Here is an 18502-nt window from a genome sequence, read left to right on the forward strand (position 1 = left end):
CGATAGGCCAAAAGGCCCCGCTCTGCTCACGCGGCAGGATGCATCGGTTGAGATGCATTTGCGCCTTTGTGGCGCAACTGTCAATAGACTGTGGAAAAGTCGCGGCCAGACAACACCTATGCTTTCCCTTACTTGCACCACACCATATAGTCACCCAAAGCACAGTTTGGTGAGGGACACACAGTGGCGCATATTATTGTTGTCGGTAATGAAAAAGGTGGCGCAGGCAAATCCACCGTATCGATGCATGTGGCCACTGCCCTGTCACGTATGGGCAAAAAGGTTGGCCTGCTAGACCTTGACCTGCGCCAGCGCACCTTGGCGCGCTACATCACAAATCGGGCCAATTTTCTTGAGAAAGCAGGGCTTGATCTGCCCTCGCCCGAATTCCAAGAACTGCCCGATATTGACCAAGACAGCCTGAAGCCCGGCGAAAATGCCTTTGACCACCGCCTGTCGATGGCCGTGGCCAAGATGGAAGGGGATAATGATTTCATCCTGATCGACTGCCCCGGGTCGCACACACGCCTGAGCCAAGTCGCGCACAGTTTGGCGGACACACTGATCACACCACTGAATGACAGCTTTGTCGACTTTGATTTGCTGGCGCATGTGGACAGCGACGGCGAAGAAATTACCGGGCCATCGGTCTATTCCGAAATGGTTTGGTCGGCGCGGCAATTGCGGGCGCAGGCTGGTCTGAAACCGATCGATTGGATCGTTGTGCGCAACCGCACCGGCGCCCAAGCCATGGTCAACAAAGAGAAAATGCAGCGCGCCATTGACAAGCTCGCCAAACGGGTCGGGTTTCGGACCGCAACCGGGTTCAACGAACGGGTAATTTTCCGCGAACTCTTTCCACGCGGTTTGACCCTGCTGGACCTACGCGACATCGGTGTCAAAGGTATGAACATTTCCAATGTCGCTGCACGGCAAGAACTGCGTGATCTGATCAAGGCGCTGAATTTACCGGGTGTAACCCCGAATTTCTAACAGATTTAACCAAATCTCTTCCCCGTTCGCGTATTGCCGCATAAGGTCCGATGACAACGTGGAGGAACCATCGTGCGCAATCTTCTAACACTCGAACGCTATCGTCCCTTGCTCATTGTCATGATCATGAGCCTGGTCACTTTGGGCGTGGGGTTCTGGCACCCTTGGGTGTTTTTCGTCTGCCTTGCGTTTGTTGCGCTGACCGCTGTCGGCCTTCATGATATTTCGCAACGCCGTCATTCGATCCTGCGCAACTATCCCATTTTGGGCCATATGCGGTTTATGCTGGAACATATCCGCCCTGAAATCCGCCAGTACCTGATCGAAAGTGACAAAGACGAACAGCCCTTTAGCCGCGAACAGCGGTCGTTGGTGTACCAACGCGCAAAGGGCGAGGAGGACAAGCGCCCCTTTGGCACACAGGCCGACGTCTATGAGGCGGGCTATTCATGGCTGACCCATTCGGTGCAACCCGTCCATTTCACCGACACCAATTTTCGCGTGCTGATCGGCGGACCAAACTGCACGCAACCCTACAGCGCGTCGATTTATAACATCTCTGCAATGAGCTTTGGCGCGCTTTCGGCCAACGCCATCACGGCGCTGAACACCGGCGCAAAACTTGGCGGGTTTGCGCATGACACCGGTGAAGGCGGGATTAGTCGGTATCACCGACAACCGGGTGGTGATCTGATCTATGAAATCGGGTCCGGCTATTTTGGCTGTCGTAACGATGACGGCAGTTTTAATGCTGAAAAATTTGCGGTGCAAGCCGCAGACGATCAGGTGAAAATGATCGAACTGAAACTCAGCCAAGGGGCCAAACCCGGTCACGGCGGCATGTTGCCCGCGTCAAAAATCAGCCCCGAAATCGCAGAGGCGCGCGGGATTCCCATGGGACAAGACTGCGTATCGCCTGCTGGGCACAGCGCATTTGCGACACCGCGCGAGATGATGCAATTTTTGGGGCAACTGCGCGCATTATCGAATGGCAAACCGATCGGGTTCAAGCTGTGTATCGGGCACCGGCGCGAATTTATGTGCATGGTCAAGGCGATGCTGGACACCGGGATTATCCCCGATTTCATCGTGGTTGATGGGTCTGAAGGCGGTACAGGTGCGGCCCCACTCGAATTTGCAAACCATGTCGGGATGCCGATGGTCGAAGGGTTGACCTTTGTGCACAACACCCTTCGTGGGGCCGGGATCAGGGATCAGGTGAAAATTGGCGCTGCGGGCAAATTGATCAGTGCCTTCGACATCGCGCGCGCCTTATCGCTTGGGGCAGATTGGTGCAATTCGGCCCGCGGTTACATGTTTGCTATTGGCTGTATTCAGGCGCAGGCCTGCCATACAAACCACTGCCCTGTTGGCGTCGCAACACAAGACCCCTTGCGTCAAAAGGCATTGGATGTCGGCGACAAAAGCCAGAGGGTGGCGCGGTTCCACGCGAATACACTGCGCGCACTGGGTGAAATGGCCGGCGCTGCTGGCCTCAGCGATCCCAGCGGGTTCCTGCCCTACCACTTTATGACCCGGCGCGGTGACGGCCAAATGACCGAGGCAGGCGACGTTTACAACGACCTGCCGATCGGCTTTCTGATGGACGAAAACAGCGATCAAACCATTTATAAGGAACGGTGGGCGCGGGCCAGCGCCGATACATTCGCCCCGCCAGAATCGCGCCGCTAATCGTTACGCGGCGGTGTCTGGCCAAATGCGCGCATGATCAGACTGACGCGTGGGCCTGCGCCGCTGCCTGCGCGTGTTCTGCTACGCAAAACGGGGGTATTTTCTGATGTGCCGCTTTTGCTTTCGCGCAGCACAATATAAAGACCGCTGGCAATAATAATGCCTGCACCGATACCCGTATTCAGATCAGGCGTTTCGTTAAAGAACAGCATTCCGAACAATGTCGCCCAGATGATCTGGCTATATTGCATCGGTGCAATGATCGCGGCCTCTCCCGCTTGATACGCCAAAATCACCAGAAAGCTCGCGATCCACGCAAAAAGCGCGATGACACCCAGCATCCCAAGATGCGTTACCGGCATCGGTTCATAGACAAATGGCAGCGCGATCCCCATCAGCAAAAAGTTGGCGACCATTGGGTAGATCAGCATCACAACAGGCCGCTCTTCAGATCCGATCTTGCGGACCACAATCGACGCTACCGCCCCACAAATCGCCGACGCCAAAGCCGCCAGATGTCCGGCAGTCAGTGCCGTTTGGCCCGGCCGCAACACCACCATAACCCCAACCAACCCGACAAGAACCGCCATCCAGCGCCGAAAACGCACGGTTTCGCCTAGGACGGGAATGGCCAAAACAGTGATCAACAGCGGCGTTGCGAATAAAATCGCATATACCTGCGCCAGCGGTAGCACCGAAAACGCATAAAATGCCGACACACCGGTGACCGTTGCCGCCGCTGTGCGCAGCGCCATCCACCACGGGTGGACAGGCACCAACGTCCCCGGCTTTGCGTCATGCATCAACATCACGGTCGCCAACGGGAAACTCAGGAGAACACTGAAGAAAACGATTTGAAATGGCGAATACGTCGCCCCAAGAATTTTGATGATCACATCATGCGTCGCAAAAACTGCGAACGCGATCAGGGCGAACATGGCGCCTTTGGCATTGTGTGACATTACGGCCCTCTCTCTTCGCTTTATACGAAAACGATAGCCAGAGACGCCAAAGGTCAACCTCTGCGGTGCAGATATTCACCAATTGGCGCTCCGGGCCTCGCATGTGCACATAATCGCGCCGGAACAGCGCGCTCAGTGATTATTCGATATTACAGCGATGCGTCCAATGCCGCCAGGATCACATCGCCCATTTGCGTGGTCGACAGCGGAACACCGCCCTCTGGTCCCATCAGGTCAGCGGTGCGTGCGCCGTCGGCCAGCACTTTTTCAATCGCTGCTTCCAGACGATCTGCTTCGGCGCCCATGTCGAACGAATAGCGCAGCGCCATCGCAAATGACAAGATGCAGGCAATCGGGTTTGCCTTGCCTTGGCCAGTGATATCTGGCGCGGACCCGTGGACCGGTTCGTACATCGCTTTGGGACGCCCGTTCGCCATCGGCACACCCAACGACGCCGACGGCAACATGCCCAATGACCCCGTCAACATCGCCGCACAATCCGAAAGGATGTCGCCAAACAGGTTGTCGGTATAGATGACGTCAAACTGCTTGGGGGCGCGCACCAGCTGCATGGCGCCGTTGTCGGCATACATATGGCTCAGTTCTACCTCGGGGTAATCCGCGTGCACTTCGGTCACGACATCGCGCCACAAGATACCCGATTCCATGACGTTGGCTTTTTCCATCGAACACAGCTTTTTACCGCGCTTCATGGCCAGCTCAAACGCCGCACGTGCGCCACGCTCGATCTCTGCCTCGGTATAACGCTGGGTGTTGATGCCCACCCGCATGTTGTCTTCCAAGTGAATGCCACGCGGTTCGCCAAAATAGACGCCGGATGTCAGTTCCCGCACAATCATGATGTCCAGACCTGAAACGATGTCCTTCTTCAACGATGAAAAATCGGCCAGCGCGTCAAAACACTGCGCCGGGCGCAGGTTGGCGAAAAGGTCCATTTCCTTGCGCAGGCGCAGCAGGCCGCGCTCTGGCTTAACGGAAAAATCAAGGTTGTCGTACTTCGGGCCGCCGACCGCGCCCAACAAAACCGCGTCGACTTCTTGGGCTTTGGCCATGGTGTCGTCGTGCAACGGCACGCCGTGTTTGTCGTAGGCCGCCCCGCCAACAAGATCTTCGGAGACGTCAAAAATGACACCGCGGTTATCGCCATACCAGCCGATGACCCGCTTCACTTCGTTCATAACTTCGGGGCCGATGCCGTCACCGGCGAGGATCAAAAGAGAAGGGTTTGCCATTGGTCTGGTCCTTGCTTGCATATGTTGCCAGTGGCCTAGCCTGCCCACGCAAAAGGTTCAAGATACTAAGGGCCGCAGACACCGGTCAGCAGGACCAAAACGAGCCTGAAGCGCTGTGTGTGTCGTGGTTTACATGCGCGCGAAATTCCCGGATTGGGCGATTACTTAACGACGGCGCAGAGCCTATCCGCAGCAAAATTCACCCGACTGCTCGCAGATTTTGAAGCCCGAGATCAGCGCAACGTGATGTTGCGCGGGCTACCGGCTGACATCAACCCACACCAGGCGATGCGGGCCAGCGGCTGAACCGTCATCACCTTGAAGCGTGTCACCGGAGGCTGGCACCACCACGCCAGCGTCCGTCACCGCCAAATCGGCGGCGGGCAAAACATAGCTGACCCGCAATGCCCCCGGCCCGCCCTCTGCGATAGGCCAGTTCGCAGTTTTGATCCGCGGCAGCGGGTCTTGCAGACGCGGGTCTGCCAGAAAATCAACCATGGCGGCACGCAACCCGTCCCCCGCCTCGGGGTCAAGATTGGCGTTTCCGGCGATCACAAAACTCTCAGGCGCGGATCCATACCCGCCATCCAAGACGTGGGTCCACAACCGTAGTTCATCGCGGTTGCGCAGCCCATTGCGATCCTCCGGTCCATCGAAAACCGGCGGTGTGGCCGAAAATGCCATGACAGCCAGCGGTCCGTCGGGCAGCAAAACGGGCACAATCCAATGCCCTGCCGTCGACAGTCTTTGTATATTTGCAATCTCTTCTGACATCGGCGGCAATGTCGCGCCCGGCAGATCACGCCACAACATGGCGGACAAATCGGTGACATCGCCGATGGGATACCGCGACAGGATAGCCATGCCGCCGTCCCCGGCAAACCGACCGTATCCTTGGGCATCGCGTGCATCCCCCAGATATCCGTTGCCATCCAGATCCAGATCCGTCGCCATGCCGGTATTAGGCTTTGCCGCGTAACGCGCGATATAATCGTCGGACAGCTGCGCGGCAAAGGCGGTCAAAGCGAACCCGTCCCGGTCATAATCGAAATCCGTCAACACCAACACATCTGGCGCGACCTGATCAATGATTGCGATGGTGGCCAATATCTGCGGGTCGTCTTGCGCCAGAATATCGCGCAGCAGCAAACCCGGGCCATCGCGGCTTAGCGGGGCTGCGAATGTCGCAACGCGGTAGGGGGCAGCGCTGGCCGCGAGACCGGTCAGCCAAAAAACTAGAGTGAGACCGCACCAGAAGACGCGGAACTGTCGTAGCTCATCGCGCGTTGTTGGCGGATCATCTGCGCAACACGGCTGAGCGCGACGCCGCGCATCAAAATGCTTGCTGGTAAAAACGCCCATGCGGTGACCATCCAGATCAGGGTTTGTGTATCGTCGAGACGGACAGGCACCCCTAAATTCGCCGCCAACTTCAACACCGCTGGCACCAGGAATGGCAGCAGAAACCCTAATACAACGTTAATGCGTCCGTCCCGCTCTAGCCGTTCGACAACATCACCGCCGGCAGCAGGATCAAATGTGGGTAAGTTGACCCAGAGGTTGAAAGGTCCGTTGCCCATGGGCCATTGCTGCACCCGCAACAATATCACGAACCACGCAATCGCAAGGATCGACACGACATAGCTAAGGCCGGCAGCATCCCGCAGACGCAAGACGGTCGCAGGGCTGCTATCATCATGCAACAACAGCACCATTAGACGCACCGGCGAATACGGAAAATCAATGGCCTGACCGATACTGGACCCAATGTTCTGGAAGAAATCGGTCAAAGGTGACGGCAACATATAGCCGCGAAAGATAACCGCCAGACAAAGGACCGTGGCGAACAGGGTGAAAAACCGAACCCGGTTAAACGGTGGCGCATCGCGAAATTCGATCAGGCTAGGACTGTTCGAGCTGTATTCGACAACCGTAAAAATCGCGGCGAATATGGCAACAAGGGTTAACATCTGAAAACTGTCTTGTGTTCCGCGCGGCAGCAGTAGTGTCGGCATGATGATCAAAATGACCACAAGAACCGCGCGCACCAAAGCACCTGAAAAGCGATTATACAAATCCAACGTCCCCATGCGGACCGTGCAAAAGTCCATTTTCCTCCGCGCCTCTCAGCGAGACGCCCACCATCATCTATCTATACGATGGATTAACAATGGTTCATCACACAACATCTGTTGCGTATCAGGGCGCATAATACGTTGATAACAAACAAAACTGATGCGTGTTTACAACGCGTCACACCCCGGAACGCCGCGCGACATCGTCTGAGAATACCATAAAAACGGAAATTTGTGGTAAAATTCCACACGCGCACAGGTTGTATGGCAGCAAACAAAAAAGGGCCGCACCAACGTGCGACCCCGTGCAGAAAATCAAGCTGTGATTAGACCCAAGGGCGATCAGCAGCTGCCTTCGCTTCAAAGCTGTCAATCGATGCAACTTTTTCCAGTGACAAACCGATGTCATCAAGCCCGTTCATGAGGCAATGCTTTTTGAAGGCATCAACATCAAAAGAGAACACATCGCCATCGGAAGACGTAATGGTTTGCGCCTCAAGATCGATTTCTATCCGCGCATTCGCGCCCTTCTCGGCGTCCTTCATCAGTACATCGACCTGCTCTTGCGGCAACGCAATCGGCAAGATGCCGTTCTTAAAGCAGTTGTTGTAAAAGATGTCGGCATATGAGGGCGCGATCACACAGGTGATCCCGAAATCTGCAATCGCCCAAGGTGCGTGTTCCCGCGACGACCCGCAGCCAAAGTTATCGCCGGTCACCAAAATCTGGGCTTCGCGGTACTGTGGTTTGTTCAGGACGAAATCCGCGATCTCATTGCCTTCACGGTCGTAACGCATCTCGTCAAACAGGTTCACGCCTAAACCCGACCGCTTGATCGTTTTCAGAAACTGCTTTGGGATGATCATATCGGTGTCGATATTGACCAACGGCAGCGGCGCGGCGATCCCGCTCAGTTTATCGAATTTTTTCATTACATCATCTCCCGGATGTCAGTCAGGTGGCCGGTCACGGCTGCGGCTGCGGCCATCGCTGGCGACATCAGGTGGGTGCGGCCCTTATAACCCTGACGCCCTTCAAAGTTACGGTTCGATGTAGACGCGCAGCGTTCGCCGGGCGCCAGTTGGTCTGGGTTCATCGCAAGACACATGGAACAACCCGCAAGCCGCCATTCAAAGCCCGCGTCGATAAAGATCTGCGCCAAGCCTTCTTTCTCGGCTTGCGCCCGGACAAGCCCCGACCCAGGCACAACCATCGCCCGCATGCCTTCGGCGATCTTTTTGCCTTTGACGACGGCGGCGGCTGCACGGAAATCTTCGATCCGGCCATTGGTGCAAGACCCGATAAATACGGTGTCGATTTTGATGTCGCTCAGCTTTTGACCGACGGTCAGGCCCATATATTCGATCGACCGCTGTACAGCGCCGACTTTCCCACCGGTAAATGACGCGGGATCAGGCACAACACCGGTGATCGGCAGCACGTCTTCGGGTGATGTGCCCCATGTGACCAACGGTGCAATGTCTTCCCCTTTGATGGTCAGCACTTTGTCAAAATGCGCGCCCTCGTCGGTGAACAGGGTTTTCCAATAGGCCAGCGCGGCATCCCAATCGGCACCTTTCGGTGCGTGTGGGCGGCCCTCGCAATAGTCGAATGTGGTCTGATCAGGGGCGATCAGGCCAGCGCGCGCGCCGCCTTCGATCGCCATGTTGCAGACCGTCATGCGGCCTTCCATCGACAGGCTCTCGATCGCCTCGCCGCAATATTCGATCACATAGCCAGTACCGCCCGCCGTGCCGGTCGCACCGATCACAGCCATGGTGACGTCTTTGGCGGTCACACCCGGCGCAAGCTTGCCCGTGATTTCGACCTTCATGTTTTTGGATTTTTTCTGGATCAACGTCTGCGTCGCCAGAACATGTTCGACCTCGGATGTCCCGATGCCGTGGGCAAGCGACCCGAACGCGCCGTGTGTCGCCGTATGGCTGTCACCACAAACAACGGTCATGCCGGGCAATGTCCATCCCTGCTCGGGCCCAACAATATGCACAACGCCCTGACGGACGTCGGACACAGGATAATAGTGCAGACCAAAATCCTTGGCGTTTTTATCAAGCGCTTCAACTTGAATACGGCTGTCTTCGGTCATGGTTGCCGCGTTCGCGCGGTCCAGAGTCGTAGGCACGTTGTGATCTGGCACCGCGATGGTTTTTTCAGGTGCGCGGACCGACCGACCCGCCATACGCAGGCCTTCAAATGCCTGCGGGCTGGTTACTTCGTGGACCAAATGGCGGTCGATATACAGCAAACACGTGCCATCTTCGGCCTCATGCGCAACATGCGCATCCCAGATTTTATCATAGAGCGTTTTGGGGGACATTGTCCTCTCCCGTATCAAATTTCAGATGTCTTCAGGCAGGCGGAAATTGTGCGCGGCTTATCGCTGCGCAAGAATTGTGCACGTCGCGCCAAAAAACCGCCAAGGCAGTCGTGCGCGGTCATCCATGTCAAAAACCTGTTTCATAGGCGCTCAGATACACATCGCGACTGAGTCTCGCAAGGGCTTCCACCTGCGAGGCTCTGTGCGAAACGCGGTTTATACGACCAATGCAGCCATTGTGCTTACTGGATCAAACAAATCGGCCTGATCGGTAACCTGTACATCAATATTTGCCGCTGACAGCGCATCCACCGTCAGGCCCTGCAGAAACGCAACTGCACCCTCGGATTCGGCGGGTATATCACCCGGTCCAACATAGACCGCTTCAACCAGCACACCGTTCACACCGTTGATCGATGCTTCGGTCATCGTCACATCAACATCAGGCGGGGTGCCACCATCCGGCACGTAATCCATCGTCAACGTCAAAGTATCGCGGCTGGGATCAAAATCTTCGATCGTTGCTTCGGTCATCTGGTCATCTGTGACGTTGGCCAGAACGTAAAAATGGTCACCAATACCTGCGCCAGCCTCAAGCGTGGCCGCGCCCGTCACAAGGATCAGATCATCTTCACCGTCATTCCCGCGCGCGACACCATCGCCGCCCCAGATGTAAATTGTGTCGTCGCCATCATCACCGCGAATAAGGTCCTGGCTTTGCAATGCGGGAACAATCTCTCCGTTCACATCGCGCGCATCAAAACCGCCAAAGATCGTGTCGTTGCCAGCACCACCGTGCAATTCATCAGATCCGTAGCCCCCATTGATATAATCATTATCAGCGCCGCCAGAGATCGTGTCGTTGCCCACTTCGCCGTAAAGCTCGTCTTCACCCGGACTGCCAAAAATCACATCGCGGCCAAGGCCTGCATATACGGTGTCATCGCCTTCACCGGGGCGGATTTCGTCATCCCCATCCAGCCCATCGATCGTGTCGTCACCCAACCAACCAAAGATCACATCGTCGCCTTCGGTGCCGGTCAACAGGTCATCGCCAAAGGTGCCGCGAATTTCATCGTCAGAACCATCGCCCTCTGGCTCTTCATCATCCTGACCGATCAGAACAAAAATACCCATCGTCGCCAATACAAGAGCCAATGCAGCATACATCGCGATTACCTTAGAAATTAAATACGTGTTAACTGATAATCGCGACAAAATGCGCGATCAAGCTTCAAAATTAGCGATCACCGAAACAACGTTAAGGCGTGTTAAATACCGCACGGTGATAGGCGGCACGCACTTCAGCCGGTCTTGCTCATTAAGGTCTGCCCGTGCAAAGTTACCTTAAGAGGAAAAGTTAGGGCATCAATGGCCGGGCACACCACCAACACCGTGGACGTTGATCAACAGATCGAACAGGTGCTGACCATCGGCACCGATGTGGTCAGTCAGATATCACGCTACGCGGACACGTTTATCCGGCCTTGGAACATCTATCAGGTTCTGATCGCACTGACGTTGTTCGGGCTGGCGCATATCTTGCGGCACTTTTTGGGACCGCGCATTCGCGCATGGATGGCGGCACGCGAAAACTGGCCCAAATGGCGGATCCGCATTCTGGTGGTTCTCAACCGCCGGGTCCGGGCAATTTTCTTTGTGATCCTGATCTGGGTCGTGATTTTAATCATGCGCGAGGCGACTTGGAACAGCCGCAGTTACCTGCTGTCGCTGATTGGCACGCTTGCCTTTGCGTGGCTGGCGGTTGTGCTGATCACCCGCCTGATCAAAAGCCCGTTCTTGCGCAAAATCGTCCGGTACAGCGCGTGGGCCTATGTTTCTCTGCGCATTCTCGGCCTGCTCGCCCCTGCCGAAGACCTGCTGCACAGCGCCGGGTTCACCGTCGGAGAAATCCGGTTTTCCCTGCTGCTGCTTGTGCAATCGCTGGTCATCCTTGGCGTGTTGATCAGCCTCGCGCGGTTCTTCACACAAACCACCGCCACCCGCATTCGCCAAAACCCCGACATCAGCCCGTCAATGCAAGTCCTGATCGTCAAGGGGGCGCAAATCGGCTTTTATGGCATGGCGTTCTTTTTCGGGGTGCGCGCCATCGGGATCGACCTGACCGGGCTTGCGGTGCTGTCGGGTGCCATCGGTGTTGGCCTCGGTTTCGGTCTGCAAAAGGTGGTGTCCAACCTTGTCTCGGGCGTGATCATCCTGCTTGATAAATCCATCAAACCCGGCGATGTGATCAGCCTGGGCGAGACATTCGGCTGGATCAACGCCCTTGGCGCGCGCTACGTGTCCGTCGTCACCCGCGACGGCAAAGAATACCTGATCCCGAACGAAGACCTGATCACCGGCCAAGTGGTCAACTGGTCGCACTCTAACGCCTTTGTCCGGCTCGATATCCATTTCGGGACGTCCTACAGCGACAATCCCCACGACGTGCGCCGCATCGCGATCGCAGCCGCCCAAGGCGTGCCACGCGTCCTGCACAGCCGCCCCACCGTCTGCCACATCACCGGCTTTGGCGACAGTTCGGTCGACTACATCCTGCGCTTCTGGATCGACGACCCGACCGGCGGCCTGACCAACATCCGCGGCAACGTCTTCCTCGCCCTCTGGGACGCCTTCCAAGAAAACGGCATCAGCATCCCCTTCCCCCAAAGAGAGGTGAAATTGCTGGATGATGAGAAGATGGATCAGGGGTGATTTGGGCGGAAACCGGACCTTCGCTGCGCTTCCAATCAGATCAGTCCAAACAATGGAAGCGGACGTTCAGAGTTGCTCCGAATCGAAGCTTTTAACGCTACGTGGTTTTAACGAGTTTACACGCCCGGAAGGGCGTTTTCACTTATGAATCAGGCACGGGCAGATGGCTGGCACCGGACATCATCTCATGATGTGGACCCTGTCCGTAGAATTCAAATACGCGACGGAAAACACTGCGAAGACGTTCGCCCGCATCTGCATTAAAGTAGAATTCCTCCGCGCCAAGGTAGCCATGTGACCCATCGTTGAGAGATCGTCGAAGTGCGCCGAAGGCAAAGGCGTCCGCTCCATCAAGGTTGTCGAGGCCTGACATCCAATCTCTGTCGCCGATAAACTTGAAGTAGTGCTCCAAAATGCGCCGCATCGCATTGCATAGAGCCACCGGGACTGTCGCTGGATCATTCACCTCGTCCCAAAGCGCACGATAGGCTGTCATGATTGGAGTATTAGTCCCATGACTCGTCACCGACGAAACTCCTGCGGGCTTTCGGAGGATCCAATGCTTTGGGTCTGGGGCTCTACCCTTCCAATAGCTACTGATCTCATGATGGAAATGTGCATTGTGTGTCAGGACAATGACTTGAGAGATCCGACCGCCCGACGCACACGCGTCCTCGAACAGTTTTCGGACCATGGCTGCGACCGTATGCACTGCGGCGGCGTCTTGGCTTGTCATCGGATCGTCGATCACCACGACACGTCCTAAGTTTTTTTCCGCTTCGTCGTGATCGCCCGCCAAATGGTGGTAGAGATATACGAAGGCAAGGAAAGAACGCTCACCTTCCGAAAGCGTGTCGCCAGTCGGCGACCCATCAGCGCGATGAACCGCGTAGGTGCCATCACCCGATGTGGGGCGAAGGTGAAAGCCATTATGCCCCTGTAGTCGCAGCAGCTCATTGATCGCGTCAGCGGTTGCCTCAATGCCCGTGATGCCGCGCCGAAGATCAGATATTTCTCCATTCAATTGTACGACTTTGGCTTCGCGCTGCGCAATTTTATCACTGAGACCCTCGACCTTTTTCAGAAGCGGCTCTCGTCGCGCAGCGTGGCCTATGTATTCGGACCGCGTGTCTGCGAGGAAACGGCACCATACCTCCTCCTGCCACACAGAGCGTTCACGGGCGAAATTCTCGGATAGATTCGTTTGATGATCAGCCTTGGCGTTAGCCCCATGCATTAATGACAGTACCATCCCGAACGCATCATCATCCGCTTCCAAATCGATTTCGGACGATGGAGCCGACAGCTTGCGATCAATGGCTTCGAGATTACGACGGTGGAGTTCTATCCATACGGAAAATGCCTTACCAGCATCTGCATCCCAAAATGGCGAGCCAGCCACCTCGGCAATCCATTCGTCAATGGCCTCGATATCTTTAGCATAGATGGCTCTTTCCCGACGGATCGCCTCAATTCCCCTTTCATAGGCAGCGTCGAAAATCGCAGCGATGCGAGTCGAAAGAGAGTGGTCGACAGGCTGTTGGCAGAATGGACACTGGCCGGAAGACTGCCGCAAAAAGGGGAGGCCCGCTTTCACCCAGTCAGCACTTCCGAGTTCTGCGACCAATTCAGCGATTGGTTGGTCGCTCGCCGGCACAAGAGGTCTGCGTAGGCGCTCTTGGATGGTTGCTTCGACCGACGGCCTGGGTGGAAAAGGCAGGCGCTCGGCTACCGCTGGCGGATTGCCAGCAAAGGTCTGCGCCTGCTCGAGAAGATCGGCGAGAGACGTCGGTTCTTCGCCAGACCACCTTTCCGCACGGTCATAGTATTCGGTTGCGAAGCGTGCCTCGGCGTTCCATGTGCCGGCGAACGTCAAAGATTTGTGCGGCGTCCATAATTCCTTTCTCTTATCCCAGATTTTCTTACTAAAATCCGCATTTTCAGCCTTAAGTGCAGGTTCACCTTCTGGTCCCTCCAAGCGCCCCTTTGCAGATTTCAATCTTTCATCTTCGTCATCTCGCTGGCCCTCCTTCCGCTCCACTTCCCGCGCCGCAACCGCGTCATCACCGAGAGTGTAAATGCCGGGCATCGCCCGTGATGGATGGCAGTTGCGGGCGATATAGTCTCTCCCAAAAACAATCACTTCCTTTGGTCCTGACGCCCATCCAGAGGCGCACAATGGATATGACATCAAGTCTGCGAGCACCCGACTGATGGTCGATTTACCCGAACCATTGGGTCCGAAAATGACGTTGCAAGGCCCAAGTTCGTCGAGCCGGATACCGGTATCGGAAAAAGACGCTTCAGAACAAATTTCAACAAAAGTCAGCATCGTTAAATGGTATTCCTCTAAATTTGTCAGCCCTCAACGAGCCGTTCCGCTCTAAAAACAGGCGCTATGAGTTGTCGGCGATATCGTCTCAAATTGGCCCTTTCGAAGACTGGGGCAAGAAACAACTCCTCACCGCCGAGGGGCCCCTCCAAGTAGGCCCAATAGACCTGATTTTTTTCGCCAATCGCGAAACTGCACTTTATCTACCACTCCAAGTTAGCTTGCCGTATTTTATGCTGCAAGATGCGACGGATGACCGGTTCGGGGAAGCTGTTCCGCAGCGTTGGTTCGAAATGCGAGCGGCAGGTCTGGGCCGTCCACGGAGACGACCCATGCCTTTAGATTTCGATAGCTTCGGCTATCGCCAGCGCATCTTCGAGCTCTACGCCGAGGTACCTGACAATGCTATCCATCTTGCTGTGACCCAATAGAAGCTGGACTGCCCTAAGGTTGCCAGTCTTTTTGTAAATCTGCGTCACCTTCGTGCGCCGCATCGAATGGGTGCCGTAGGCGCTGGCTTCCAGGCCAATGGATGTCACCCATTCTCGGACAATCCGCGCGTACTGGCGGGTCGAGATGTGAAGTCGTTCGTGAAAGCGTCCGGGCCAGAGGTACTCTGATCCGATCATGAGCGGCTCCTGCATCCACTGTACCAACGATGCTCGAGTGCCTTCAGAAATTTCGAAACGCACAGGCTTCTGCGTCTTGCTCTGCAGTATCGACGCGCGTTCCTTGATTTGGCCTGACGCCATGATATCGACAACCTTCATCTTCACTAAATCGCAGCCGCGCAGCTTGCTGTCGATGGCAAGATTGAAGAGGGCCAGATCTCGATGGTTGTCGGCCAGCTCCAGCCGCACCCTGATCGCCCAGACGTGTTTGGGCTTGAGTGGCCGTTTCTGGCCGACGATGCGGCCCTTGTTCCAAGCTGGACGCAGCGCGCGAATGGCGGGTAAGTTTGGTGTTTCCATGACGGATCCTCCGATCCACCACACCCTCCCACATCGACAACCCGACGTTGACAAGACATCATATCACATGTTGCTGCGCTGCACCCGAGGTCGGCTCTGAGCCCTTTTGTTGGATGCTGCGGCAACGTCCGACGTCCGCTCATTGCCGGCAGCCGTTCATCAAATGCGCGGTTTCGGGGACGGCTCCCGATCAGAATCGCCAGAGTTCGGTTCTCCTTTGGGTTCGATAAGAAGAACCTTCACCTCTTTTTCGGCCCGCGGGCGATGCACCACACCCTTCGGGACGACAAATAGCTCTCCGGCTCTGACGGTGCGCGCTGTCTCGCCCTGGATGTCCATCTTCAATTCACCTTCCAGCACATAGAAAAAGTCGTCCGTTGTATCGTGCTTGTGGAATGGGTATTCGCCCACGAACTTGACAACCATGATCTCGTTATTGTTGTGCTCTGCGACCACATGAGGGTCCCAGTGGCTGGTGAACTGACCGAGTTTTTCGTCGAGGTTTACCGATTTCATTTTGCGATGGCCTGCTGCGTAAGGAAGCCAGCCAAGTGACTGGTTCGCGTTTCAATTCTGGGGCGAGCGAGCTGAAAGGAGATGTTCGTGTCAGCCAAACCCGAAGCCTCAGCTGACAGAGCACGAAACCTGACGCCCGGTCTTGAACGTTCGTGCGCGTCCGACTGGGTGCGGACTGCCCCGTGGCAGACGGGCATCCAACGCATCGAAGCCTTCTTTTCCGGCGAAGCATATGCGCCACATCGGCATGACACCTACTCGATAGGCTATACGATCCAAGGGGTTCAGAGCTTCGATTATCGCGGTGTTCGATCGGACAGCGTGTCGGGGCAGATCATTGTCTTGCATCCTGACGAGGTTCATGACGGAGAAGCTGGTACAAGCGAGGGCTTTCACTACCAGATGCTCTATATCGAGCCGTCTCTACTGCGAGAGGCCCTCGATCCGGCAGTAAGAGCGTTGCCTTTCGTAAAGGAAGCTGTGCTCGGCGACCCGAACCTTCTGCACGCCATCAACACTGCATTTTCAGTTATGGATTCAGTGCTGGAGCCGGTTGCTCTCGCCGAAATCGTGACGCTTTTGGCAGATGGCCTGACGTCCAATGACGCCTCAATTGGCCGACCTGTGAAATTCTTGCCCGACCTTCCAGCTGTTCGCTCAGCGCGCGAATATCTCGATGCGAATTTTGCTCGTACGGTGGGATCGGATGAACTGGAAGCCGTAACCGACCTAGACCGATATTCGCTTTCTCGCCAGTTTCGCAAAGCCTACGGAACGAGTCCGTATCGCTATCTAACAATGCGCCGCCTTGATCGTGTCCGCGCAGAAATCTCGGCTGGCTCGGGCTTGGCCGAAGCAGCACTCAATGCCGGTTTCAGTGATCAAGCCCATATGACGCGTCGCTTCAAGGCAACTTTTGGCATCGCGCCCGGGCGCTGGCGACGTATGCTGCAAAGCGCCGAAAGCTGACCTCGGCTTGTTTGCTTCCAGCGTCTGCTTCGTCCGCGATGCCGCCGTCTGACAGCTATTTTGTTGCGCTACGCCGCCGCAGGTCCGTTTTGAGCCCAGAGTTAACGATGCTGCGCTCAGCATGAAGGGCGGCTTTGCTTATTGCCTCCTACTGTCAAGCTGACTAGTCTCCCAACAAAGGAGAAAGATCATGACCTTCAACTTCGTCGTCGTAGTAAGCAAGAGGTGCATGGTCCGATAAGGTTCTTCATATCCGTTTCCATGCGCCTCCGACATTCGCGGGGGCTTTTTTGTTTTTAGAGCTCAGAAAACCAGATGAACCGCGCAACAACACCTCCTCATTTGATCACATTGATCCTGCTGACTGGGTTTTCGCCCATGTCGCTCAACATGTTTCTGCCATCCCTTGCCAACATCGCTGTTGACCTCCAGACGGACTATGGCACTGTGAGTTGGGCAGTCTCTGGGTATCTGGCCATCACGGCTGCCATCCAACTCATCATTGGCCCCTTGTCAGACCGGATCGGCAGGCGGCCGGTACTTCTGGTGGCTCTGCTTGTTTTCACAATCGCCTCTGTAGGTTGCACTTTTGCGCCGAACGTCCAAGTTTTTCTGTTGTGCCGAATGCTTCAGGGCGGGATCATTGGCGGCTATGCGCTTTCGCTGGCAATCGTGCGCGACACAAGAACCGAGCGGGAGGCCGTGAGCCTGATCGGCTATATCGGGATGGCTATGGCAATCGCCCCGATGATCGGCCCGATGCTGGGAGGTGTGCTAGATACCTTCTTTGGGTGGCGGTCCGTCTTTGGATTATATGCCGTCGCGGGCTTTGGATTGCTCCTCCTTTGCTGGTTGGACCTCGGAGAGACGAAACCGCAAAGAGCAACAGATGGTGCCACGCCTGTGCCTGACACAACGACGCTATTCCGTGAGCCGCTGTTTTGGGCCTACGCACTCTGCGGCACGCTTTCTGTCGGTGCGTTCTACATCTTTTTGACTGGCGCACCGCTTGTCGCCCAGTCCTCTTTCAATATCGCGACCGCCGAACTTGGTTTCTACATTGGCACGATCACTGTTGGCTTTATGATCGGCGGTTTTCTGGCCGGTCGCCTCGGAAAGCACGTCAAACCGACGACCATAATGATCGCAGGAAGGGTCGTGGCCCGTGTGGGTCTTGCCGGTGGATTGGCGCTCCTCTCATCAGGGATAACATCAGCAGAGCTATTCTTCGCGAGCACGATTTTCGTGGGCTTAGGAAACGGAATTACCATGCCCGGATGTAATGCTGGTGCCATGTCGGTTCGACCTGACCTCGCTGGTAGCGCTGCCGGACTGAGCGGAGCGCTGATCGTTGCGGGAGGTGCTGTTCTTACTGCAGCCACAGGCTCCCTCGTGCCATCTACCAGCGGTGGAGTTGCGCTGCTGCTATTAATGTTCGCTGCTTCAGTACTGGCTCTGTTGTTCGCTGTTTGGGCGGCGTGGCTCAGGCGAGAAGCAGTTTAGAGCCAACAAACAGAAGCGGCCATTGGAACGCGTGCAGCGAATTCACCCTTAGTCCGCCCAGCCGACCTTCACCCGCGAAAATGCCGCGCGATGCACGAATGGCGGCTTCGGCGACGGTGCGTTGCAGCATTGAAGTACGCTTCAAACGGCAGGTCTGGGCCGTTCGCGACAGGCGGATTTATT

General features: G+C 56.0%; 16 protein-coding genes. 5 read left to right on the forward strand and 11 right to left on the reverse strand.

Features of this window, described 5'->3' with window-relative positions; genetic code table 11:
* Positions 1–183: 183 nt before the first annotated feature.
* On the forward strand, positions 184–993 hold the full coding sequence (locus ACXJGX_RS14770) for a division plane positioning ATPase MipZ (RefSeq protein ID WP_474783021.1): 810 nt from the start codon (positions 184–186) through the stop codon (positions 991–993).
* Between the two features lie 126 nt (positions 994–1119).
* Positions 1120–2685 carry an FMN-binding glutamate synthase family protein gene (locus ACXJGX_RS14775; RefSeq protein WP_474783023.1) on the forward strand — a complete coding sequence of 522 codons (1566 nt, stop codon included), beginning with the start codon at positions 1120–1122 and terminating at the stop codon, positions 2683–2685.
* Here the strand turns inward: ACXJGX_RS14775 and ACXJGX_RS14780 are convergent.
* The 7 genes from ACXJGX_RS14780 to ACXJGX_RS14810 all read right to left on the reverse strand — a co-directional run bounded on the left by ACXJGX_RS14780 (position 2682) and on the right by ACXJGX_RS14810 (position 10483).
* Entirely contained in the window at positions 2682–3647 is a 966-nt protein-coding gene (locus ACXJGX_RS14780; RefSeq protein ID WP_474783025.1) for a DMT family transporter, read from the reverse strand. The two genes, ACXJGX_RS14775 and ACXJGX_RS14780, sit on opposite strands and share 4 nt — an antisense overlap.
* A 149-nt stretch (positions 3648–3796) precedes the next feature.
* Positions 3797–4900, reverse strand: a complete 1104-nt coding sequence (gene leuB / locus ACXJGX_RS14785; RefSeq protein WP_474783027.1) for a 3-isopropylmalate dehydrogenase — start codon at positions 4898–4900, stop codon at positions 3797–3799.
* Positions 4901–5158: 258 nt separating this feature from the next.
* The gene (locus ACXJGX_RS14790; protein WP_474783262.1) at positions 5159–6046 is read right to left on the reverse strand and encodes an endonuclease/exonuclease/phosphatase family protein; all 888 of its coding nucleotides are present in this window, start codon (positions 6044–6046) and stop codon (positions 5159–5161) included.
* An 89-nt stretch (positions 6047–6135) separates the two neighbouring features.
* A complete protein-coding gene (locus ACXJGX_RS14795) occupies positions 6136–7011 on the reverse strand; it encodes a hypothetical protein (protein WP_474783029.1) in 876 nt (291 codons plus the stop codon).
* A gap of 290 nt (positions 7012–7301) precedes the next feature.
* Positions 7302–7907 carry a 3-isopropylmalate dehydratase small subunit gene (leuD, locus tag ACXJGX_RS14800; protein WP_474783031.1) on the reverse strand — a complete coding sequence of 202 codons (606 nt, stop codon included), beginning with the start codon at positions 7905–7907 and terminating at the stop codon, positions 7302–7304.
* Positions 7907–9313 carry a 3-isopropylmalate dehydratase large subunit gene (leuC, locus tag ACXJGX_RS14805; RefSeq protein ID WP_474783033.1) on the reverse strand — a complete coding sequence of 469 codons (1407 nt, stop codon included), beginning with the start codon at positions 9311–9313 and terminating at the stop codon, positions 7907–7909. The genes leuD and leuC overlap by 1 nt, the downstream gene beginning before the upstream one ends.
* A 216-nt stretch (positions 9314–9529) precedes the next feature.
* Positions 9530–10483, reverse strand: coding sequence for a calcium-binding protein (locus ACXJGX_RS14810; RefSeq protein ID WP_474783035.1), 954 nt, complete (start codon positions 10481–10483; stop codon positions 9530–9532).
* Positions 10484–10684: 201 nt separating this feature from the next.
* Here ACXJGX_RS14810 and ACXJGX_RS14815 point away from each other — a divergent pair, with 201 nt between their 5' ends.
* Positions 10685–12028, forward strand: a complete 1344-nt coding sequence (locus ACXJGX_RS14815) for a mechanosensitive ion channel family protein (protein ID WP_474783037.1) — start codon at positions 10685–10687, stop codon at positions 12026–12028.
* Between the two features lie 142 nt (positions 12029–12170).
* Here ACXJGX_RS14815 and ACXJGX_RS14820 read toward each other — a convergent pair whose 3' ends face one another.
* The 3 genes from ACXJGX_RS14820 to ACXJGX_RS14830 form a co-directional block, all read right to left on the reverse strand.
* Positions 12171–14360 carry an AAA family ATPase gene (locus tag ACXJGX_RS14820; RefSeq protein WP_474783039.1) on the reverse strand — a complete coding sequence of 730 codons (2190 nt, stop codon included), beginning with the start codon at positions 14358–14360 and terminating at the stop codon, positions 12171–12173.
* Between the two features lie 338 nt (positions 14361–14698).
* Positions 14699–15331 (reverse strand): tyrosine-type recombinase/integrase, encoded by a 633-nt coding sequence (locus tag ACXJGX_RS14825; RefSeq protein ID WP_474783041.1) that lies wholly within the window; start codon positions 15329–15331, stop codon positions 14699–14701.
* Positions 15332–15490: 159 nt separating this feature from the next.
* On the reverse strand, positions 15491–15847 hold the full coding sequence (locus ACXJGX_RS14830; RefSeq protein ID WP_474783043.1) for a cupin domain-containing protein: 357 nt from the start codon (positions 15845–15847) through the stop codon (positions 15491–15493).
* A gap of 87 nt (positions 15848–15934) precedes the next feature.
* Here ACXJGX_RS14830 and ACXJGX_RS14835 point away from each other — a divergent pair, with 87 nt between their 5' ends.
* Together ACXJGX_RS14835 and ACXJGX_RS14840 are read left to right on the forward strand one after the other, a co-directional pair.
* Entirely contained in the window at positions 15935–16816 is an 882-nt protein-coding gene (locus tag ACXJGX_RS14835) for an AraC family transcriptional regulator (RefSeq protein ID WP_474783045.1), read from the forward strand.
* Positions 16817–17131: 315 nt separating this feature from the next.
* Positions 17132–18319 (forward strand): multidrug effflux MFS transporter, encoded by a 1188-nt coding sequence (locus ACXJGX_RS14840; protein ID WP_474783047.1) that lies wholly within the window; start codon positions 17132–17134, stop codon positions 18317–18319.
* Here ACXJGX_RS14840 and ACXJGX_RS14845 read toward each other — a convergent pair.
* Positions 18300–18449 carry a hypothetical protein gene (locus ACXJGX_RS14845; RefSeq protein ID WP_474783049.1) on the reverse strand — a complete coding sequence of 50 codons (150 nt, stop codon included), beginning with the start codon at positions 18447–18449 and terminating at the stop codon, positions 18300–18302. The two genes, ACXJGX_RS14840 and ACXJGX_RS14845, sit on opposite strands and share 20 nt — an antisense overlap.
* Positions 18450–18502 lie beyond the last annotated feature (53 nt).

It is taken from the genome of Yoonia sp. SWMV100 (genome assembly GCF_056108365.1).

Bases quoted from the DNA above. Each gene is read 5' to 3' on its own strand.
- ACXJGX_RS14775 (WP_474783023.1), top strand. From the start codon at position 1,120: ATGAGCCTGGTCACTTTGGGCGTGGGGTTCTGGCACCCTTGGGTGTTT.
- ACXJGX_RS14780 (WP_474783025.1), bottom strand. From the start codon at position 3,647: ATGTCACACAATGCCAAAGGCGCCATGTTCGCCCTGATCGCGTTCGCA.
- leuB (WP_474783027.1), bottom strand. From the start codon at position 4,900: ATGGCAAACCCTTCTCTTTTGATCCTCGCCGGTGACGGCATCGGCCCC.
- ACXJGX_RS14795 (WP_474783029.1), bottom strand. From the start codon at position 7,011: ATGGACTTTTGCACGGTCCGCATGGGGACGTTGGATTTGTATAATCGC.
- leuD (WP_474783031.1), bottom strand. From the start codon at position 7,907: ATGAAAAAATTCGATAAACTGAGCGGGATCGCCGCGCCGCTGCCGTTG.
- leuC (WP_474783033.1), bottom strand. From the start codon at position 9,313: ATGTCCCCCAAAACGCTCTATGATAAAATCTGGGATGCGCATGTTGCG.
- ACXJGX_RS14810 (WP_474783035.1), bottom strand. From the start codon at position 10,483: ATGTATGCTGCATTGGCTCTTGTATTGGCGACGATGGGTATTTTTGTT.
- ACXJGX_RS14815 (WP_474783037.1), top strand. From the start codon at position 10,685: ATGGCCGGGCACACCACCAACACCGTGGACGTTGATCAACAGATCGAA.
- ACXJGX_RS14820 (WP_474783039.1), bottom strand. From the start codon at position 14,360: ATGCTGACTTTTGTTGAAATTTGTTCTGAAGCGTCTTTTTCCGATACC.
- ACXJGX_RS14825 (WP_474783041.1), bottom strand. From the start codon at position 15,331: ATGGAAACACCAAACTTACCCGCCATTCGCGCGCTGCGTCCAGCTTGG.
- ACXJGX_RS14830 (WP_474783043.1), bottom strand. From the start codon at position 15,847: ATGAAATCGGTAAACCTCGACGAAAAACTCGGTCAGTTCACCAGCCAC.
- ACXJGX_RS14840 (WP_474783047.1), top strand. From the start codon at position 17,132: ATGAACCGCGCAACAACACCTCCTCATTTGATCACATTGATCCTGCTG.
- ACXJGX_RS14845 (WP_474783049.1), bottom strand. From the start codon at position 18,449: ATGCTGCAACGCACCGTCGCCGAAGCCGCCATTCGTGCATCGCGCGGC.